The organism is Acinetobacter sp. V89_7 (genome assembly GCF_029967895.1).
GTDB lineage: Bacteria > Pseudomonadota > Gammaproteobacteria > Pseudomonadales > Moraxellaceae > Acinetobacter > Acinetobacter soli.
This window is the reverse complement of record NZ_JASCAJ010000033.1, coordinates 25,340-45,546: the sequence shown is the minus strand read 5'-3', so window position 1 is coordinate 45,546 and position 20,207 is coordinate 25,340. Positions and strand designations below refer to the sequence as shown.

The 20,207-nt window shown below is 39.2% G+C and carries 19 protein-coding genes; 6 read left to right on the top strand and 13 right to left on the bottom strand.

The features are described from left to right. Genes QLG00_RS13955 through rfbB form a run of 7 tightly spaced genes read right to left on the bottom strand, consistent with a single transcriptional unit; the run spans window position 1 to window position 7,405 of the window. Window positions 1-1,041, bottom strand: coding sequence for an EpsG family protein (locus QLG00_RS13955; RefSeq protein ID WP_282471242.1), 1,041 nt, complete (start codon window positions 1,039-1,041; stop codon window positions 1-3). A gap of 51 nt (window positions 1,042-1,092) precedes the next feature. Then, the gene (locus QLG00_RS13950; protein ID WP_282471241.1) at window positions 1,093-2,241 is read right to left on the bottom strand and encodes a glycosyltransferase family 1 protein; all 1,149 of its coding nucleotides are present in this window, start codon (window positions 2,239-2,241) and stop codon (window positions 1,093-1,095) included. Window positions 2,242-2,244: 3 nt separating this feature from the next. Continuing rightward, a complete protein-coding gene (locus tag QLG00_RS13945) occupies window positions 2,245-3,495 on the bottom strand; it encodes an O-antigen translocase (protein WP_282471240.1) in 1,251 nt (416 codons plus the stop codon). A gap of 1 nt (window position 3,496) precedes the next feature. Next, window positions 3,497-4,612: a DegT/DnrJ/EryC1/StrS family aminotransferase gene (locus tag QLG00_RS13940; protein WP_282471239.1), complete on the bottom strand. Its 1,116-nt coding sequence runs from the start codon at window positions 4,610-4,612 to the stop codon at window positions 3,497-3,499. Next, the gene (locus tag QLG00_RS13935) at window positions 4,612-5,469 is read right to left on the bottom strand and encodes a WxcM-like domain-containing protein (protein WP_282471238.1); all 858 of its coding nucleotides are present in this window, start codon (window positions 5,467-5,469) and stop codon (window positions 4,612-4,614) included. The genes QLG00_RS13940 and QLG00_RS13935 overlap by 1 nt, the downstream gene beginning before the upstream one ends. After that, window positions 5,466-6,341: a glucose-1-phosphate thymidylyltransferase RfbA gene (gene rfbA, locus QLG00_RS13930; protein WP_282471237.1), complete on the bottom strand. Its 876-nt coding sequence runs from the start codon at window positions 6,339-6,341 to the stop codon at window positions 5,466-5,468. Before rfbA ends, QLG00_RS13935 begins: the two co-directional genes overlap by 4 nt. Continuing rightward, on the bottom strand, window positions 6,341-7,405 hold the full coding sequence (gene rfbB, locus QLG00_RS13925; RefSeq protein WP_282471236.1) for a dTDP-glucose 4,6-dehydratase: 1,065 nt from the start codon (window positions 7,403-7,405) through the stop codon (window positions 6,341-6,343). Before rfbB ends, rfbA begins: the two co-directional genes overlap by 1 nt. 462 nt (window positions 7,406-7,867) lie before the next feature. Here rfbB and QLG00_RS13920 point away from each other — a divergent pair, with 462 nt between their 5' ends. The 5 genes from QLG00_RS13920 (at window position 7,868) to QLG00_RS13900 (ending at window position 13,265) form a co-directional block, all read left to right on the top strand. Next, on the top strand, window positions 7,868-8,971 hold the full coding sequence (locus QLG00_RS13920) for a polysaccharide biosynthesis/export family protein (RefSeq protein WP_282471235.1): 1,104 nt from the start codon (window positions 7,868-7,870) through the stop codon (window positions 8,969-8,971). A 1-nt stretch (window position 8,972) separates the two neighbouring features. Then, the gene (locus QLG00_RS13915) at window positions 8,973-9,401 is read left to right on the top strand and encodes a low molecular weight protein-tyrosine-phosphatase (protein WP_282471234.1); all 429 of its coding nucleotides are present in this window, start codon (window positions 8,973-8,975) and stop codon (window positions 9,399-9,401) included. 23 nt (window positions 9,402-9,424) lie between these two features. Further along, window positions 9,425-11,617, top strand: a complete 2,193-nt coding sequence (locus QLG00_RS13910; protein WP_282471233.1) for a polysaccharide biosynthesis tyrosine autokinase — start codon at window positions 9,425-9,427, stop codon at window positions 11,615-11,617. A gap of 183 nt (window positions 11,618-11,800) precedes the next feature. After that, window positions 11,801-12,508, top strand: a complete 708-nt coding sequence (locus tag QLG00_RS13905; protein WP_282471232.1) for an FKBP-type peptidyl-prolyl cis-trans isomerase — start codon at window positions 11,801-11,803, stop codon at window positions 12,506-12,508. A 64-nt stretch (window positions 12,509-12,572) separates the two neighbouring features. Then, window positions 12,573-13,265, top strand: a complete 693-nt coding sequence (locus QLG00_RS13900; RefSeq protein ID WP_048763157.1) for an FKBP-type peptidyl-prolyl cis-trans isomerase — start codon at window positions 12,573-12,575, stop codon at window positions 13,263-13,265. A 99-nt stretch (window positions 13,266-13,364) separates the two neighbouring features. Here the strand turns inward: QLG00_RS13900 and murJ are convergent, their stop codons facing one another. Both murJ and ampD read right to left on the bottom strand, forming a co-directional pair. Further along, window positions 13,365-14,912 (bottom strand): murein biosynthesis integral membrane protein MurJ, encoded by a 1,548-nt coding sequence (gene murJ / locus QLG00_RS13895; protein ID WP_151747088.1) that lies wholly within the window; start codon window positions 14,910-14,912, stop codon window positions 13,365-13,367. 52 nt (window positions 14,913-14,964) lie between these two features. Then, a complete protein-coding gene (ampD, locus tag QLG00_RS13890) occupies window positions 14,965-15,555 on the bottom strand; it encodes a 1,6-anhydro-N-acetylmuramyl-L-alanine amidase AmpD (RefSeq protein WP_151752951.1) in 591 nt (196 codons plus the stop codon). A gap of 177 nt (window positions 15,556-15,732) precedes the next feature. Here ampD and nadC point away from each other — a divergent pair, with 177 nt between their 5' ends. Then, window positions 15,733-16,578 carry a carboxylating nicotinate-nucleotide diphosphorylase gene (gene nadC, locus QLG00_RS13885; RefSeq protein WP_282471231.1) on the top strand — a complete coding sequence of 282 codons (846 nt, stop codon included), beginning with the start codon at window positions 15,733-15,735 and terminating at the stop codon, window positions 16,576-16,578. Here the strand turns inward: nadC and QLG00_RS13880 are convergent. The 4 genes from QLG00_RS13880 to QLG00_RS13865 all read right to left on the bottom strand — a co-directional run bounded on the left by QLG00_RS13880 (window position 16,575) and on the right by QLG00_RS13865 (window position 20,039). After that, the gene (locus QLG00_RS13880) at window positions 16,575-16,757 is read right to left on the bottom strand and encodes a hypothetical protein (protein WP_004941799.1); all 183 of its coding nucleotides are present in this window, start codon (window positions 16,755-16,757) and stop codon (window positions 16,575-16,577) included. The two genes, nadC and QLG00_RS13880, sit on opposite strands and share 4 nt — an antisense overlap. A gap of 244 nt (window positions 16,758-17,001) precedes the next feature. Continuing rightward, a complete protein-coding gene (gene rph / locus QLG00_RS13875) occupies window positions 17,002-17,718 on the bottom strand; it encodes a ribonuclease PH (RefSeq protein ID WP_004941812.1) in 717 nt (238 codons plus the stop codon). Between the two features lie 111 nt (window positions 17,719-17,829). After that, complete coding sequence (locus QLG00_RS13870; RefSeq protein ID WP_282471295.1) at window positions 17,830-18,978, bottom strand: acyl-CoA desaturase; 1,149 nt, start codon at window positions 18,976-18,978, stop codon at window positions 17,830-17,832. Between the two features lie 38 nt (window positions 18,979-19,016). Then, window positions 19,017-20,039, bottom strand: coding sequence for an FAD-binding oxidoreductase (locus tag QLG00_RS13865; RefSeq protein WP_282471230.1), 1,023 nt, complete (start codon window positions 20,037-20,039; stop codon window positions 19,017-19,019). Between the last annotated feature and the right edge of the window lie 168 nt (window positions 20,040-20,207).

The window sequence follows — 20,207 nt, the reverse complement described above, 5'->3', positions numbered from 1 at the left end:
TTAATACAAAGGATAAAAATAAGAATCTGCTAAATACTCTGCTACTTGAAAGTTCCACGATATAAAACCAATTATGAGAAAGTATAAAACAAGAGTAGTAAGCAAAACTATTTTACTAAAACGCTTATAAATAAAGTATGGCATAAGAAATATTTCTATAAATAAAAATACATTAGACAAGCGGCCACTTAAAATTGCAAAATCGAAGAAAGCTATGCGAATGGCTAAGCCTATCGTAAAAACAAAAATCATCAATATAAGAAATTTATCATTCAAATCTTTTTTATGCATAAAAAATAGTATAAAAATAAACTCAAGATAAAATTTTATATTAGCCAGTCCAACAAGACTTACACTCTCAGAATATCCCGTACTAGAGTAGGCCTGTAATCTATCAAAAAAAGATAATGCTAGTGGCATAACTATAATGCGCGCAAACATAATACCTATTAAAAGGACAAACAACATATATGTTTTAAAATTTAATATTTTGACTTGTTTAAATATTTTTTCATAAGCAAACAAAAAAGCTAAAAAAAATAAAATATAAACACTAATAGTTTGATGAAATAAAAAAGCTAAAATAAAAAATAATATTGATATGAATTTTCTATTATTTAAATATAAGAAACTTGCATATATTGCAACAGGGACAGCAAATCCTTGGCGAATTTGCATAAATTGTTGCATTAAAAAAAAACTTGTAGGCAAATAAAAACACATAACATAAATAAATTTTAATTTAATAATATCACAAGTTTTATATATAAAATAAAAAGTTAACAATGAAAAAACTGAAAACAAAACTACTTCGCTATTTGAAAAAAATGATATAAATTTTGAATATAAACCCCAACCTAATTCAACACCTGTTTCCAAATAAAAATCACTAAAATTAGTTAAATTATAAGAATTAATATTTTTAAAAATTGAGTAATATGTGAAAGTGTCATTTGTATCTCCTCTATTTCCCACAATGAGTGCTAAAGGAACACTAAGTAGGAGGAACCATAAAAAATTTTTTTTCACTGTAAAGATCATTTTACTCAACCTAAAATCTATATTCTATCAATTGACTTTAATCACAAAAAATTAAAATTCGGTCCAAATCTTTAAGTATTTTCCAGTAATATAATCAAAGTTATGATATCTTTTCATAAATAAAATAGCTTTCTTAGAATAACTGTCCAAAAGATGTGGATTGACAATTAAATTTTCTAATTGTTTATAAATGAACTCAACATCAGGTTTAGTATCCAATAAAGGTTTATCCAGCAATGAGTAAAAATTACATAAATAGTCATCAAAACCGGAAAAAACGACTTTACCTTTTGCTAGGGCCAAAAGCGCATTGACACCTTGGTCCATACTCATACATTGATCCAGAAATATATGTGAATCGTTAAAAGTTTTAATATATTCTTCATATGGTAAGCCACCGACAATCTGATAATTTACTTTATCTGGATAGTTATTCATTAACTTATTTAATGCTTCATCAAAAAAAATATTTCCTTTACGGTATTCTTTATTTGGTTGCCAACCATGAAAAATATTAACTGGATAATCTTTAAATTTTAAAGGCTGCACCTCTGTATCTATTTCTATTGGAATAGGAACTATTTCATTACAGTTGTTATAATTTTTATAATAATAAAAATAATCATACAAACCAGGAATTATTCTATTTGCTCTTTTTATAACCAATTTATTTAAATAGGGATACAAAAATCCATAAACATACATCATAGAGTGTAGATATTGACGAAAATTTCTTAAATTCATCAAATGAAACATAGATTTAAATTTTTTATTCTTTAAACTACCTTTAACCCAAATATAGTCATCACCCAAAGCACACATAAATAACTTTTTATTGTGTTTTAATAAATACTTTAAAACTATAATATTTACTATTGAGCCAAAACTGGATAAAAAAACAGGATTTATAATTTGAACTACATCATAACCTTTTAATTTACTAAGTTCATCATGATATTTAAATATTTGCATGCAGCCAGACAAACCTAAATATAATAATAGCTGGTAATATATTTTTAAAATAAAATTGATATACTTATTTTTGGATTCAATTCTATTATATTTTATGATTACATCTGATTCAAATTTCTTATATGAATCACCATCATGTACTGTACATACATTAATATTTTTTTGCTTTAATGCTTTTGCTAAATTTGTATGTACACCAGAATATTCACCTATCAACAATACTTTCATAACTTAACTCTCCTTTAATTTCTTAAAAATAAAATATCCTAGGACTAACCAGTATACACCGTAATTTATTAAATGAGCTACAGAAACTCCTTTAAATCCAAACATATGAGTACATAGATAAGTTAGCAATATTGAAGTTACTGCGAATAAAATTTCCGTTGTTACAAATAACTTGGTCATGGCCTTACTTAACATTAAATATGCAAGTATCCAGCTACCAATTTTTAAGGAGTCACCGATCATCTGCCAAAAAAACAGATCACGCATAGGTAAAAATGTTTTAGTAAATAGAATAGCTATAATCCAGTCTCTAAGAAAATATACACCTAGACTACCTATAGCAGCCAAAGGAAATATATATTTATATCCTAAGTAAACTTCTGACTTGATTTCCTCAAGTTTTGATAATTCCGAAAGTCTAGGTAAATAATATACTCCCAAGGTTGTGGTCACTAACATTAGATAGGCTGCACTTAAACGTATCATTGCCTCCCAATAACCTGCATAAGTTACACCAAACTCATGCGTTAAATAACTTCGAATAGCCATTTGAGAAAGAGGAACACAGACCGCACTAACCAATGCCATCAAAGCAAAAGCTGCAATTTTTTTTGCGATGGACTTATCTATTTTTCCAAACAAATATGAAAGTCTAAACCAATTAGCTTTATAACATAATAATAGGGTCGCCAAAAAAGCCAAGGACTGATAAATTGAAAGCGCAACTAAAGCGCCATATAAACTATATTTTATTGCTAAAAGGCTTGTGACAGCTAAAGAAAAAATACTACCTACAATATTTGCAATAACTAATCTTAAAACTTCTTTTTTCCCATTTAAAATGGCTAAAAAAAGTGCATTAAAAGTAAAAAATGTCAGAAATACCGCAAACCAAACAAATACCGTTTGATAAAGATCAGTATGAAAAATATAGAGTGAAAGTTGTTTTTGAAAAATTAGAATAATTAATGAAAAAATTAAGCTAAAAAGTAAGACAATACTTCCCGCTGTTTTCCATATATTTCTTTGTTTAGTTTCATCTTCATAATACTCTGCTGTATATTTAATAACTGCAGTATTAATTGCACTACCAGCAAAGGTTGTCACCATTTGTATAAAATTTTGGAACTGGCCAATAGCCGCATAACCAGCTGGACCAACATAAATAGCTAAAATCTTGTTTAAAATAAACATCGTGGCTGTTTTAATTAAAACAGCCACGCCATTTAGTACACTTGTTTTTAGTAAATTCATTTTAGACTTTAAAATTATTACAAATCTGAATTACTTTCTCAGCCTCTTCTACGCTTAGTGTAGGACCAATAGGTAAACTCATCACCTCATCATGAATCTGCTCAGATACTGGATAACTTAAATCATTCCATTCTCTATAAGCCTGTTGCTTATGAGGTGGGATAGGATAATGAATTAAAGTTTGAACGCCTTGTTCAGCCAAGTACTTTTGTAAAGCCTCGCGATGCTCAGTACGAATCACAAATAAATGCCAAACGTGTTGTTGATACTCTTCAGCATTTTGCAGAACTAACGGTAATTTGATTAAAGGATTTACTATATTCTGTAAATATAATTGCGCAATTTTACGGCGATGAGCTATTTCTTGATCTAAATATTTTAATTTAATATCTAGCATGGCAGCTTGAATTTCATCAAGACGACTATTTACACCAGGTACTAAATTTTTATATTTTTCATGAGAACCGTAATTACGAAGAGCACGTAACATTTGTGCAAGTTCTTCATTATTAGTGGTTACAGCACCAGCATCCCCTAATGCACCTAAATTTTTACCAGGATAAAAACTAAATCCGGAAGCATCTCCCCAATTTCCAGCTTTCACTCCATCAGTTTGAGCGCCATGTGATTGAGCTGAATCTTCCAAAACCAATAAGTTATACTTGTTAGCAATTGCCATGATTGCAGGCATTTCTGCTAATTGCCCATATAAATGAACAGGTAAGATTACTTTCGTTTTTGAAGTAATTGCAGCTTCAATTTTGCTTGGATCGATATTATAAGTATTAATATCTGGTTCAACTAAAACTGGAGTTAGATTATTGGCAGTGATTGCTAAAATACTTGCAATGTATGTATTTGATGGTACGATTACTTCATCACCATCGTTTAATTTACCTAATTCTTTCCATGCTCGAAGCGTAAGAATTAAAGCATCTAAACCATTTGCAACTCCAATTGCAAATTTTACTCCACAATATTGCGCAAAGTTTTGTTCAAATTGAGCTAGCTCATTTCCGCCTATGTACCAACCAGAGTCTATTACACGAGTACAAGCCTCAATGAGTTCTGCACGATATTGACTATTTATACTTTTTAAATCTAAGAAAGGAATCATTATTTTACATAGCCTTTAATAATTGCAGGATTTCCTACTACAACTGCATTTTCCGGAACATCTTTAGTTACTACTGCGCCTGCACCAACCAATGCATTTCGACCAATTCTTATTCCTGGTAAAATGGTAGCGTTAGCCCCTATACTGGCCCCCCGCTCTACTATCGTTTTGGCAAAACTTTCAGGATATTGCTTAGAACGTGGTTTCTTATCATTAGTAAAGGCAACACACGGGCCAATAAATACATTGTCTTCTAATGTAATACCATCCCATATATAAACCCCTGATTTTACAGTCACATTATTACCAATTAAGACATCATTTTCGACTAAAGTATGGGCACAAATATTACATCCATTACCAATAATTGCATCTTTTAGTATAACGCTATATTGCCAAACCCTTGTATTTTGTCCGATTCTTTCCGAATGTACATCTGATAGTGGATGAATAAATGGACGATTCACTGCAATTAAAAAATCCTCATAATTGCGAATGTAATCACTTTCATCATAGTGTTCACTTGCTAGTACTAATAAGATACAATCTTCTGAGAAATCATGCATTTCATGCCAAACAAATGGAGGAATCATCAAGCCTTTATTGGCTTGATCTAACCATACCTCTTGTTTATCAATACCATTATCCATAAGCATTCTGCACTTCCCTCTTATACAGAATGCAACTTGCTGTAGCTCTTTATGTGCATGAAATCCGCGTGGTATCTCTGGTTTTGCATCAAAAATATAATAAATACGATTCACTTTAAAAGGAATATTTTTACTAGCCTCAGCAACAACTAAGCCACCGCGCTCATCACCTAAATTCGGTAAATCAATCCAACTAATTAAATTCATATTTCATTCACCAAAGATACGAGATATTGACCATAATCATTTTTACTCATACTTTGGCCAATTTCTAACACTTGAGCTTTCGTCAACCAACCATGATGAAGTGCAATTTCTTCGAGACACGCCACTTTATAACCTTGACGTTTTTCAATAGTTTCCACAAACTGTGCTGCTTCAAGCAAGCTTGCATGTGTTCCTGTGTCTAACCAAGCAAAACCGCGTCCAAGTAACTCAACATTGAGATCACCACGGTCTAGATACATCTGGTTCACTGTCGTAATTTCAAGTTCACCACGATCTGATGGTTTTACTTGTTTTGCAATTTTCACTACATCATTATCATAAAAATAAAGACCCGTAACCGCAAAATTCGATTTTGGATGTTTTGGTTTTTCTTCTAATGACACTGCTCGTTTATGCTCATCAAACTCAACTACACCAAAACGCTCAGGATCTTTAACTTGATAACCAAATACAGTTGCGCCCTTTGAACGTGAAACAGCTTCACGAAGCATTGGTGTAAAGCCTTGACCATAGAAAATATTATCGCCAAGTACTAAACAAACATTACTTTCGCCAATAAACTCTTCGCCAATAATAAATGCTTGAGCTAAACCATCCGGACTTGATTGAACGGCATAACTTAGTTCAATACCGAATTGTGAACCATCGCCTAACAATCGCTTAAAACCATCTATATCGTCTGGCGTGCTGATAATAAGAACTTCTCGAATACCAGCCAGCATCAAGACAGATAATGGATAGTAAACCATTGGCTTATCGTAAATTGGTAATAACTGTTTTGAGACACCCTTTGTGATCGGATACAGCCGTGTACCAGAACCACCTGCTAAAATTATACCTTTTGTTTTCATTACGCACTGACACCTAAACGCTCTAATTTATAGCTACCGTCTAAAACTCGGTTGCACCATTCTTGGTTCTCTAAATACCACTGTACGGTTTTTCTAAGGCCTGTCTCAAAGCTTTCTTGCGGTACCCAGCCTAAATCTTGCTGGATTTTACTTGCATCAATCGCATAGCGCAAATCATGTCCCGGACGATCTGTCACATAAGTGATCAGGTCCTGATAACGTGTTAAGCCTTCAGGTTTGTTTGGAGCAAGCTCTTCTAAAAGTTCGCAAATTGCTTTTACCACATCAATATTTTTTTGCTCGTTGTGACCGCCAATGTTATAAGTTTCACCCACTGCTGCTTCTGTGACTACTTTATACAGTGCGCGGGCATGATCTTCTACATACAACCAGTCACGAATTTGTGTACCGTTTCCATATACAGGGAGTGGTTTACCCGCCAGTGCATTTAAAATCACCAGCGGAATGAGTTTTTCAGGGAAATGGAACGGCCCATAGTTGTTTGAACAATTGGTGAGTACAACCGGTAAGCCGTACGTACGGTACCATGCTCTAACCAAGTGATCCGAACTGGCTTTGCTGGCAGAGTAAGGTGAACTTGGAGCATAAGGTGTTGTTTCTAAAAATAGATCTTCTGTACCTTCTAAATCGCCATACACTTCATCTGTTGAAATATGATGAAATCGAAATGCTTGTTTTTTATTTTGATCTAGTTGATTCCAGTAATGGCGTGCTGCCTCAAGGAGTTGGTAGGTACCAATAATATTGGTTTCAATAAACGCCGCAGGGCCAGTAATTGAACGGTCGACATGCGATTCAGCAGCTAAATGCATCACAGCATCGGGTTGGAAATTTTCAAATAATTCATCTAGAGCAGCACGATCACAAATATCGGTTTGTGAAAATGTGTACCGTGGATGATCTGCAACTGAAGCAAGTGACTCTAAGTTGCCTGCATAGGTGAGTTTATCGACATTAAGTACTTCATTTTTAGTATTTTCAATAACATGGCGAACAACGGCTGAACCGATAAAACCCGCACCACCGGTAATTAATATTTTCATAGATTTCCTGTAATACCACTTAAATGCTGGATCTATTGAGTTAATTGACTAATTTTATAGAAAACAACCTGCATCGATGCTCAATATAGAATATGTATGTTACATATTTGATGTAAAATATGTTATTCGGTCTTTATCTCTTTAAAAACTTAAATAACAATCTGAATTCACATTTAATTTAGCCGCAAATAATAGCTTCGATTTCAAGATTTTTAAATAAAAATGTTAAACGTTTCAATTGCAACAAGCAAATCTATTACTTCGTTGTTGACAATCAAAACATCTACTTGATGAAATACATTTATACAACTCAAAAGCCTAAAATCAAGAATATGTTTTTTCTGTGCACATACAAAGTCGTGCCGAAAAAAACTATAACTCTCTTAAATTATGGTCTAGAATGTCGCGTTATAACGACATTTCAAAATATCACGCTAAAGCTTACAATCTAAGGGTTTCAATGTGAAGTATAAAAGCACTTTACTTTTTTTATCGTCCTGTTTTATAGGTTTATCAGGTTGTGCCGTTACTTCAGGTTTGCAAACACACGACATACCTGAGCAAGGCACTTATGTAACCGATCAAGGCGCTCAGGTTTCAATTGTACAGCTCAACCAAACCAATTTGCCTAAACTACAGCCCGCTGAAAATATTCGCTATCAATCAGATATTGCATCTTTATTCAGATCATCACATCAATTATACCGCTTAAGAGCAGGGGATGTGCTGTCTATACAGCTTTGGGCCTATCCTGAAATTACACCTCCTCTTCAAGATGGAAATAACATTAAAGGCATTGGTTACCCTATTGATAGTAATGGGAATATCTACTTACCCTTAATTGGAAAAGTACAAGCACAGGGTAAAAGTGTTTCCGAGCTGACTCAGCACCTCCGCTCCAGATTTGCTCAGTACTTAAAAGCGCCAGATGTCGTGGTTCGGGTACTCTCTTATGAAGGTAGCCGTTACTTTGTAAATGGCCAAGTCATGAAAAGCGGCCAATATACTTTAAATGACCAGCCGATTAGTATCTATACGGCGCTCAGTATGGCTGGTGGCGTAAATACCGAAACAGGTGACAATACCTCTATTCAGCTCATTCGTAATGGTAAAACCTTTGACTTAAATGCAATAAGCCTAGAAAAACAAGGCTATTCTTTGCACAATTTATTGATTCAACCCAACGATACGATTTTTGTAAATACCAAACAAAATCAGAAACTTTATGTCATGGGTGAGTCGAATAAAAGTCAAGCACTTGCTTTACGCGATCAGGGCATGACTTTAAGTGATGTTCTGGGTGAAAGCGAAGGGATTAACCCATATTCGGCCAGTGCTGCCCGAATTTACGTGATGCGTACGAACTTACAAGATCGTACATCAAAGCTGTATCATTTAGATTTGTCTAACCTCGGCAACTTGGCTTTGGCCAATCAGTTCCAGATGCAAAAAAATGATATTGTGTATATCGATGCAACGGGCCTGACTCGCTGGCAACGTGTGATTGGGCAAATCGTTCCATTCGCAAGCGCAATTTATTCATTTAAGATTCTTGGAAATAACTAAAATGCAAATCCAAAATGTTTTGGTCATTTGTGTGGGTAATATTTGCCGCAGCCCCATGGCCGAATACTTATTAAAACAAAAGCATCCTTCGTTAAAAATTGAGTCTGCTGGTATTTCAGGTTTGACTGGCCATAGTGCAGATGATAAAGCCATTAAGTGTATGGATGCGTTAAATATCGATATGCGCGACCATGTGGCACGTAAGTTGAATGCAGAGATGATCAAGAAAGCCGATCTTGTGCTGGTGATGAGCAATAATCAGCAAAAGCACATTGAGCAGACTTGGCCATTTGCTAAAGGTAAAACCTTTCGATTAGGTCATTGGCAGGGGCAAAATGTACCCGACCCATACCAGCATGATCAGGCATTTTTTGATCAAACATGCTTAAACATTCAGTCGTACGTCGCAGACTGGGCATCACATCTTTAATTTGAAGCAGTAACATCGATACTATGAGCCAAAATTCAAATACCAATGAAGACACAATCGATTTAAAAGAGTTGCTCTTCTCCTTAATTGCGCAATGGAAACTGATTGCCGTCTGCACTTTATTCAGCTTGATTTGTGCCCTTCTTTATCTGCGGGTTTCTCCAAGTATTTATTCTACCGATGCCATGATACAAGTAGAAGACAGTAAAAGCGCCGCATCTAAAGCGCTTCTGGGTGAGCTTGGAAACATCGCTGGTGGTGCAGGTCAAAAATCTCCAGCAGATGCTGAAATTGAAATTTTAAAGTCCAGATTAGTCCTTGGTAATGTCATTCAAAATTTAAACCTAAATATTCAAGTAACAGACAGCCAAGATACATTTCTTCATCGACTGTTTAATCGTGATGATGCTCAAATTGATTATTCGCACAAAGGCGTAGAGTTTAAAGATCACACCCATGCTTTCTTTATTCAACGTTTAGATGTGCCTGAGTACTATCTTGATAAACCGTTAAACTTAGAGTTTAAATCTCAAACACAGCAATTCAGTTTAAGCTACAAAGATAGCCCAGTTTTTGAAGGCACGTTAAACAAAGAGAATATTCGTAAAGATGCTAAAGGCACATGGCAAGTACGAATCGACAGCCAAATACCATTTAATCGTACTTTTATACTTCGTCGTTTAGCTACCCCTACTGCTGTTAAGAACTTTCAAGAAGATTATGGTGTAGCTGAAAAAGGAAAATCAACAGGTGTGGTGGGGCTCACTTACCAAGGCCAAGATCCTGTTCACATTACGCAAGTACTGAATAATATTTTAACGGTGTATCATGCGCAAAATATCGAGCGTAAATCCTTAGAAGCGCAGCAAACGCTAAGCTTTCTAGACAAACAATTGCCTGAACTTAAAAAGCAGCTTGAAGAATCTGAGCTTAAGTTTAATAAATTCCGTGAACAATACAATACAGTTGATGTCACACAAGAATCTGAGCTATTTTTAAAGCAAAATATTGCACTCGAAACCACAAAAATCGAGCTCAAACAAAAACAAGCCGAACTCGCAGCAAAATATACCAGCGATCATCCACTCATGGCTGAAATCAATGCTCAGCTCGATGCAGTCAATAAAAAGTCTGCCGAATTAAGTGCCACGATTAAAAGGCTTCCAGAGCTACAGCGTCAGTATTTGCAATACTATCGTGATGTAAAGGTCAATACGGAACTCTACACCAATTTACTCAATAACTATCAGCAGCTCAAAATTGCAAATGCAGGTGAAATTGGCAACGTACGAGTAATCGATACCGCAATCGAACCTGTAAAACCAATTAAACCTAAAAAATTAATTGTGTTAATTTTATCTCTTTTTGTGGGAGGTTTTATTGGTGTACTGATTGCATTGATGCGTAAAATGCTCCGTACAGGTATTAAAGACTCTGCACAAATCGAAAATGAACTCGACCTGCCTGTATATGCAACAGTACCACGCTCGCCTATTCAGGAAAGTCGGATTAAACTGCTCAAAAAGAAAAAGACGATTCCAATCTTGTCGATCAAAAACAGCGACGATATTGCAATTGAAAGCTTACGTAGTATGCGTACCGCCATTCACTTTGCTTTGGCAAATGCAAAAAATAATCTGATCATGATTGCAGGCCCTGCACCTGCTGTCGGTAAATCTTTTGTTTCTGTGAATTTGGCCACGATTTTGGCACAAAGCAATAAACGTGTGCTGTTGATTGATGCCGACTTACGCCGCGGATACCTAAATAAATACTTTAATGTCGAGATCAAACCCGGTTTATCGGAATATTTAAGTGATCAGGCCAGCTTTGAGTCGATCATTCATCATTCTGAAGTAACTGGCTTAGACATGATTACCCGAGGCAAAAGTCCTGCAAATCCGTCTGAAATGCTCGGCTCTGCTAAATTTAAAGCTTTTCTTGATGAAATCATGCCGCTTTATGACCATATCTTGATTGATACGCCGCCAGTACTTGCTGTAACCGATGGTATTATCATTTCGCAATATGCAGGGGTAAACCTGATCATTGCGCGTCATAATAAAACACAAATGAAAGAGCTTGAATTGACTCTGAGTCGCTTCGAACAGGCAGGCGTGAAAGTGAATGGCTTTATTTTAAATGATATCGAGAAGTCGAGTGGCGGCTATGGATACAACTATGCCTATAGCTATACCGCGGCAAAAGATGATTAATCATCTAATCTAAGCTAGACTCAAAAAAGCCGAATCACATGATTCGGCTTTTTCGTTTAAACAACGCAAACAGTATAAAAATCCACTCGTTTTTTTTTACAAACATTATATGCTAAACAGATGCATGCTAAGATCACATGTATTTTTAACATGATCAAATAAACATCTTTTTTGGAACATTGTATGAGTAAAGCCTTACCCGTTGCTGTCGCTATCATTTTAGGCGGTGCTGCACTTATTCCTGTTTATTACGCGACTCAGCATCCTGCAACAAACGTAGGCAGCAAGGCTGATCAAAATGCGTCTCCGGTGCAAAAAATCAGCTATGCGCTCGGTTATGAAGTTGCCAATCAAACACCTGCAGAGCTGGATGTTAATGCATTTGTACAAGGTATTCGTGATGGTCATGCTCATACACCTGCAGCCTACACGCAAGAGCAGCTTCAAGCCGCCTATACTGCTTACCAGCAAGAAGCGCAGCAAAAAGAGCTTGAGCATGCCAAAAAGTCTGAATCGAGTAGCAATGACTTCTTAGCCAAAAATGCCAAAAAAGAAGGCGTTAAAACCACAGCATCAGGCTTGCAATACAAAATTATTACCGAAGGTACAGGTAAACGCCCAACAGCCACGTCTGTGGTCAAAGTACACTACAAAGGTCAGTTGACCGATGGTAAGATCTTCGATAGTTCGTATGATCGCGGTGAGCCGGTTGAATTCCCGCTCAATAAAGTGATTCCGGGCTGGACCGAAGGTTTGCAACTGCTCAAAGAAGGCGGCAAAGCGACTTTTTATATTCCGGCAAAACTTGGTTATGGCGAACAAGGTGTTCCAGGCATGATTCCGGCCAACAGCACTCTGATTTTTGATGTTGAGCTTCTCGAAGTAAAATAATCGCTCAAAGGAGAGTCATGTGCTCTCCTTGTTTTTTATATGACATATAATTTGGATAAAAATGATGAAAAAAACTGTGCTCGGTTTGGTTTTAACCAGTCTGTCTGTTTCAGGCTTTGCAGCAATTACCAAAAATAGCCCCCAAAAAGATCAATTAGGCTATAGCTATGGATACGTGATGGGTCGTACCAATGCCGATACCCTAAAAGATCTCAATATTGAAGCTTTTGTGCAGGGCCTCAAAGAAGGTGCACAAGGCAAAGATGCCGCTTTGACGGATGAAGATATGGCCAAGGTACTTAGTCAGTATAAAAAGCAAATGGAAGCCAAACAACTGTATGCATATCAGCAACTGGCTCAGCAAAATCTGAAAAGTGGCGATGCATTCTTGGCAGAAAATGCGAAGAAATCAGGTGTGATCACCACTAAATCAGGTCTTCAATATCAAGTTTTGAGTGCAGGTAAAGGTAAATCACCTAAAGCCACATCACGAGTAAAAGTGAATTATGAAGGCCGCTTACTCGATGGCACCGTATTCGATAGTTCGATTGCGCGTAATCATCCGGTCGAGTTTCAACTCAGCCAAGTGATTCCGGGCTGGACCGAAGGCTTACAACTGATGAAAGAAGGTGAAAAAGCACGTTTGTTTGTGCCTGCCAAACTGGCCTACGGCGAAGTCGGCAGTGGTGATGCAATTGGGCCAAACAGTACGCTGATTTTTGATATTGAATTACTCGAAGTATTACCAGCCAAATAATTAAAAAAACTGCTGTCATCACAGCAGTTTTTTAACGCTTCGCTTGTCTTGCGACATAAAATAAAGCGCAATTCATGTATTGTCACGCGCTGCTTTATTTTATGTCTCATGCCTTAGGTGGCGAGGTCTAAAGCCCGTTGCAAATAGTGCGATTGCATAGGCAGCCACACCCACTACACAAAAAACAATCACTTCGATGATGCGCATCAGCTGAGAAGACTGCCCATCGTACCAATGCAGTGCGCCCCATAGCGCCCCAATCATGGCTAAATTAGCGACAGCATACTGGAGTGCGAGTTTTTTCCAGTGTCCGCCAAAACGGAAAATATTGCGCTTGTGCAGATAAAAATACAGCATTCCGGCATTCACCAAAGCCGAACCCGATGAGGCCAGCGCCAGTGCCATATGTTCGGCTTTCCAGTCGATCAGCTTAAATAGCCCAATAAATATCACATTTAAAAGCGCATTTGTGGCAACAGCAATCAAGCCTACACGTACGGGAGTTTTGGTATCTTGCTGTGCATAAAAACCCGGTGCAAACACCTTGATTAACATAAAGGCAATCACGCCACCACTCATGCATTGCAGGGCCAGTGCTGTCATTTTGGTGTCTTCCCAAGTAAATTCACCGCGCTGAAACAGCGCCTGAATAATCGGTGTCGACAGCATAAACAGTGCAATACTGGCAGGTAAACCCACCAATACTATCACGCGTGCAGCCCAGTCCAGCATCCCGCGAAACTTCTCCTGATTTTGCTCGGCATGACGGGCAGATAAAGAAGGCAGAATTACTGTACCAATGGCAACACCGATGAGTCCGAGCGGTAGCTCGGTCATACGCTCAGCACTATAGAGCCACGAGACTGAACCATCCTGCATAAACGATGCCCAAATGGTGTTGAGCAACAGGTTAATCTGAGTAACCGAAACACCAAACAAGGCCGGTAACATCAGTTTCATGATGCGCTCGACCCCTTCATGCTTGAAGTCAATTTTTGGTGGGATCAGGAGTTTTTTACGCCAAAGCTCTGGAATCTGGATCGCAAGCTGTAAAATCCCTGCCCCAAGCACGGCCCAACCCAACGACATAATCGGCTGCTGCATATACGGCGTGAGCCACCACGCCCCTGCAATCATGGCCACGTTAAGCAAAACGGGAGAAAAAGCTGGTGAAGCAAACGAGCCATAACTGTTGAGAATACTGCTGGCAAATGCGGTCAGCGACATAAACATCAAGTAAGGAATGGTCAGACGAAACATTCCGACAGCCAGATCAAACTTTTCTGGATCGTTGTGAAAACCGGGGGCATAGGCATAAATAATCACCGGTGCAATGATCATGGCTACTAAGGTAAGTAAGCTCATCACCATCAGCAGGCAACCAAACACCCGACTAATCAGAATTTGTACTTCAGCATGAGCACGACCCGTTTTATATTCGGTCAAAATAGGAATAAAGGCTTGTGAAAATGCACCTTCGGCAAACAAACGCCTAAAAAAGTTTGGAATCCGAAATGCCACCACAAAGGTATCAAAATCTTTTCCTGCCCCAAACACATTGAGCAGGACCATATCGCGGACCAAACCCAATATGCGAGATAACATCGTCATTGCACTGACAATAAACGTCGATCGCCACAATGCCATCGCCTCTACCCACGCCTAAACACAAAGTCGTTATTGTAATGAAACTTGGATATTATTTCGTTGCGAAATCATGTCTAGCAGCAGTTTTTTTTGCATGAAGTTTTGCGCGAAAATGAGGCCAGTTAAAAAAAGGCCCCGGATCGGTTTTTCTGACAGGTGCGATATCGGAGTGCCCCGCAATATGTGTCTGGATTTTAGGATACGCACGCTGCAAACAACATGTGACATCGGCCAGTGTTTCGTACTGTTCTGGTTCAAAGGGCTGATCGTCACTGCCCTCCAGTTCAATGCCAATCGAATAATCGTTACACTCAACCTGACCAAGATACTGTGAGCGACCGGCATGCCATGCACGATCGTTAAAGTTTACAAACTGAATCACCTCACCGCTACGCAAAATCAGCAAATGTGCCGAAACGCACATGCCTTCAATTTCTTTAAAATAAGGATGCAGCGACCAGTCTAATTGGTTTTGAAAAAACTGCTGAATGTAACCGCCACCAAATTGTGAAGGCGGTAAACTGATATTGTGAATCACCAGCAAACACATCTCGGTCTGTGGCGGACGCTGATTAAAATTTGGCGAAGGCAGCTGCTGCGCCCCGATTAACTGACCATCTTTGACTTCAAAACGCGGCATCATCTGAAACAACTCTCTTTTTTCGCCATAGCATTCGCGACATCATCCATCACGTATCGACAGATTGAAACTGCCGAGCGGTATCTGCATTTTAGGAATATTGTGCCAAGAATACTTATTTTTTAAAACGACAATGCTAATATATCGCTCAATTTTCTGGGTTACATCTTGGACGTACTTATGAGCATTCCACAATCATTGCTTGAACAATCGATTCAACTCAATATCCAACAGGCGTTGAACGAGGATATTGGTGATGGCGATATTACGGCATTGCTCACCCCAGAACACGAACAAGCAACTGCGACCATTATTACACGTGAAAACATGATTTTAGCCGGTCGTCCGTGGGTTGATGCACTTATTCAACACTATGATCATCGAGTCAAAGTGGAGTGGCTCAAAGCCGAAGGTGAACACGTTCAGGCGGGTGAAGCTTTTTTAAAATTGGCAGGTTCGGCACGTAGCCTTCTAACGGTCGAGCGCCCTGCATTGAATTTTATTCAAACTTTATCGGCAGTGGCGACCAAAGCTACATTTTATGTGAAACAACTCGATGGCTTGCACACCAAACTGCTTGATACACGTAAAACCCTACCTGGTTTACGTATCGCACAAAAATATGCAGTAGCCATTGGTGGCGGACAAAATCATCGCCTCGGTTTATTCGATGCCTTTTTAATTAAAGAAAATCATATTATGGCAGCCGGTGGAATTGCACAGGCCATCGCGCAGGCGCGTCAGATTGCACCGAACAAGCCTGTTGAAGTAGAAGTAGAAACTTGGAATGAGCTGGAACAGGCCTTAGAGGCGGGTGCCGATATTGTAATGCTCGATAATTTTTCTCAACAGCAAATGATTGATGCTGTACAGCATGTAGCAGGTCGCTGCAAACTTGAAGCCTCAGGTAATATTACGCTAGACAACTTGCGCGAAGTGGCAACAACGGGTGTCGACTATATTTCGATGGGTGTTTTAACCAAAGACGTCACTGCCATCGATTTATCGATGCGTTTTAATGCTTAAGCATCTTCATGCGCTGAGTTATTCGGCTGCTCAATAATTTTTTGAGTGGCCTGTGATGGTTTCGACTGATCCGGTTTTTGCCATGCAGAAGCCGACTGCTGATCTTGGCTCGGGCGCGGATCGGCTGCCATCACGGTAAACGTAATCACCGCACAAATCACAATAAATATTTGTAGCATAGTTGGCTCCCCTATTTCTCAATTTCAATGCTGAACAACTTTAATGATCAAGCATGATCAGGATGGGCAGAGAATGTAGGTGCTTCAATACAAAAGGTTACGTTTTGTGAAACAATTTGAAATCTTGTAACGAAGTTTCTGTTTTCACTATTTTTTTAGACCAGAAAGTGACGCCTAATCTGCATCATATTGGAAATAGACATAAAAAAACGCATCCTAAGATGCGTTTTTTATTGAAACTATTTTACCAGCCTAGTGCATCTTGCTGCTTTTTAATGAGCTGCTGAATTCCTTTTTCAGCCATTTCCAACATGGCATCGGCTTGTGTACGGGTAAACGGCTTGTCTTCTGCTGTACCCTGAATTTCAATAAATTCGCCCGACTGAGTCATGACGACGTTTAGATCAGTCTGACAGTTTGAATCTTCTTCATAGCACAAATCGAGCAAGACTTCGTCTTGATACATGCCTACAGAAATTGCAGCCACTAAGCCTTTAAGTGGATCATGCTTGATTTTTTTCTTTTCCAGTAACACGTTCATCGCATCGACCAACGCCACAGCAGCACCCGTAATGGCAGCAGTACGCGTTCCACCGTCAGCTTGGATCACATCGCAGTCGATGGTGATGGTATTTTCACCCAGCTTTTTCAAATCGACCATAGCACGCAGGCTTCGACCAATCAGACGCTGAATTTCCTGTGTACGTCCACTTTGCTTGCCACGCGCCGCTTCACGGTCACTACGTGTATGCGTTGAGCGCGGCAACATACCGTATTCAGCGGTTACCCAGCCCTGGCCTTGGCCTTTTAGAAAACGCGGCACGGAATGATCGATACTAGCAGTACATAAGACCTTGGTATGACCAAATTCAACCAATACGGAACCTTCTGCATAACGCGTATAATTGCGCGTAATTTTTACATCACGTAATTGATCGAGAGCACGTTGGTCAATACGCATAACTTATCCTTAATAGCCACTATTCAAATTGCTGCATAGTATAGCAAACCTGACTTTGAAGATTGGACAAATTTTCAGCGCCTCTTACAACTGTACAAAACAGCAACTGACTCAGGTGTACCCACCCAACAAGCGCTGTTTGATTTTCTGCCAGCGTCCAGTCACTTTGATCGATACATCATTGGGTAACGAACATTTAGCGAGGCGAACCCATACACTCCAAAACTGTTGGGTAAAATTGGCTTCGTTGTAATGTACGCCATACGCTTCGCATAAGGCTTTTACTTTTGGTGCAACCTCGGCATAACGGTTGGCCGGCATGTCTGGAAACAAGTGATGCTCAATCTGGTGGCTCAAGTTACCGCTTAAAATGTGTAACCATTCGGCACCACTAAAGTTACTCGATCCGCGAATTTGACGTAAGTACCACTGCGCGCGTGTTTCGGTAGCCGTATGATCTTCTTCAAAGGTTTCAGCATCTTCGGTAAAGTGACCATTAAAAATCACCGCAGAAGACCATAAATTACGAATCACATTTGCGACAGCATTGCCCATAAAGACAGGAATCGCATTTGGGCCGGCAATGAGTGGAAAAAATACATAGTCTTTGCCCACCTGACGCACCACTTTTTTGCGCAGTTTGGCAGAGTCCAGCCAGACCTGTTTCCAGCTTCTGGTTTTATACACCAAGGCATCTTCTAGGTGCAGATTTTGCACACCGACGTACCATTCAAAAAACAGCATCAGCTGCGCTGCCATCGGGATATTAAAAAGAAAGCGCGGTTCCCATTTTTGCTGCTCACTCACGCGCAGTAAGCCATAACCGACATCGTGATCTTTACCGACGATATTGGTGTAAGTGTGGTGCACATAGTTATGCGTGTGTTTCCAGTCGTCGCCTGTAGCAATGGTGTCCCAATCGTAATTGGCGCCGTTCAAACTCGGATCATTGAGCCAGTCAAACTGACCGTGCATGACGTTGTGTCCGAGTTCCATGTTTTCTACAATTTTAGAGACACCCAATAGCCCTGTTCCAAGAAGCCATACAGGTGGAATCCAGCCGCCAAACATCAGCATGCCACGTGAAGCAATCTCGGTGTAACGGACAAAGTTGCGAATTTTGTAGATATACAGTGCATCGGCTTCGCCTAAGTGATCCATCACCTCACGGCGAATCGTTTCAATCTCTTGGCCAAAGGCCTCGATTTGTTCAGGGCTTAAATAGCTCGATTTACTGCGTTCAGGAAATTTAACCGACATATTCATTGTTTTTCTCCGAATCCTGATCTTGTAACGTTTTATAGGTTAATCACGACAGGACTGACCGCCTGACTAACGCAAAGTTTGATCTGGGTATTGCTGCCATGATCAATTTCACCGGTCAGTATATTTTTGGTGCTTCCGCTGACCTTGGTGCATGTGCAGGTATTGCAAATTCCCATACGACAGCCATGCGCAGGGCGTAGTCCAGCGTGCTCGGCACTTTCAAGCAAGTTACCTCGGGCCTCAAATTGCTGCTGTGCGCGCATAAAAGTCACTGGCTGTGCCTCAAGCGATTCATCCACTTGGCTCTGGAAATACTCCATATGTAATCTGTCGCGGCACCCTAACTGGGTAAAAATGTCATCTGCTGCATGCATCATCGCCGAGGCACCACAGGCATAAACCTGACACTGTGCAAGATCGGATATACGTTGATTTAAAAAATCCAAACTCAGATGCTGTGGCTGCTGTGCAGTATTAATGTGATGATAGCGGACTGTTTCGTGCTGATCGGCCACCTGCTGCAACATGGCATGAAATGCATCGTCGCGGGTGAAGTAAACCACATCGATTTGCTCAGATTGCTCAAGAAGTGCTTGCTCTAACAAGGCATAAATGGCCGTAATGCCGCTACCAGAGGCAATGAGTAATACACGATTCGCTGCCGGCGCCAAAATAAAGTCACCTTGCGGCTGCGAAATCTCAATCACCTGCCCCACATTAAGCTGGCTAATTGCGCGAGACACCTTGCCTTGTACCTTAACGCCTAAATCAATCTGACCATTGGGGTGGCTACGCATAATCGAATAACTGCGCTGCTGATGAACACCCTCAAGCACCAGCGTGACCAAGAGGCTTTGTCCGGCACGGATCTGCTGTGTATTAAAATGAGTATTCGGTAATAAAGACACTTGATAAAAATCAGGCGCTACGGCTTCAACCGCAACCACCTGTGCTTTGGCTTTCTTCCACGACCACATTGGGTTGACCTGTTCGAGTACAAAATCGACAAAGTCTTCACGAATCCATTGCGGCTGGTAGCGGGCTAACATGTTCATACGTTCCTCGTTTGTATCTGGCTATTTATATGAGTGAACAAATGTGCTTTTAGTGAACACTTGTACACAATAGGCTCTTTTTTTATTTCAGTCAACAAGTGTTCACTGGTTTTTTGATTGCTTATTTTTACTTTTTTGAAATACCGATGCTTTTTGATAGACTCGTGG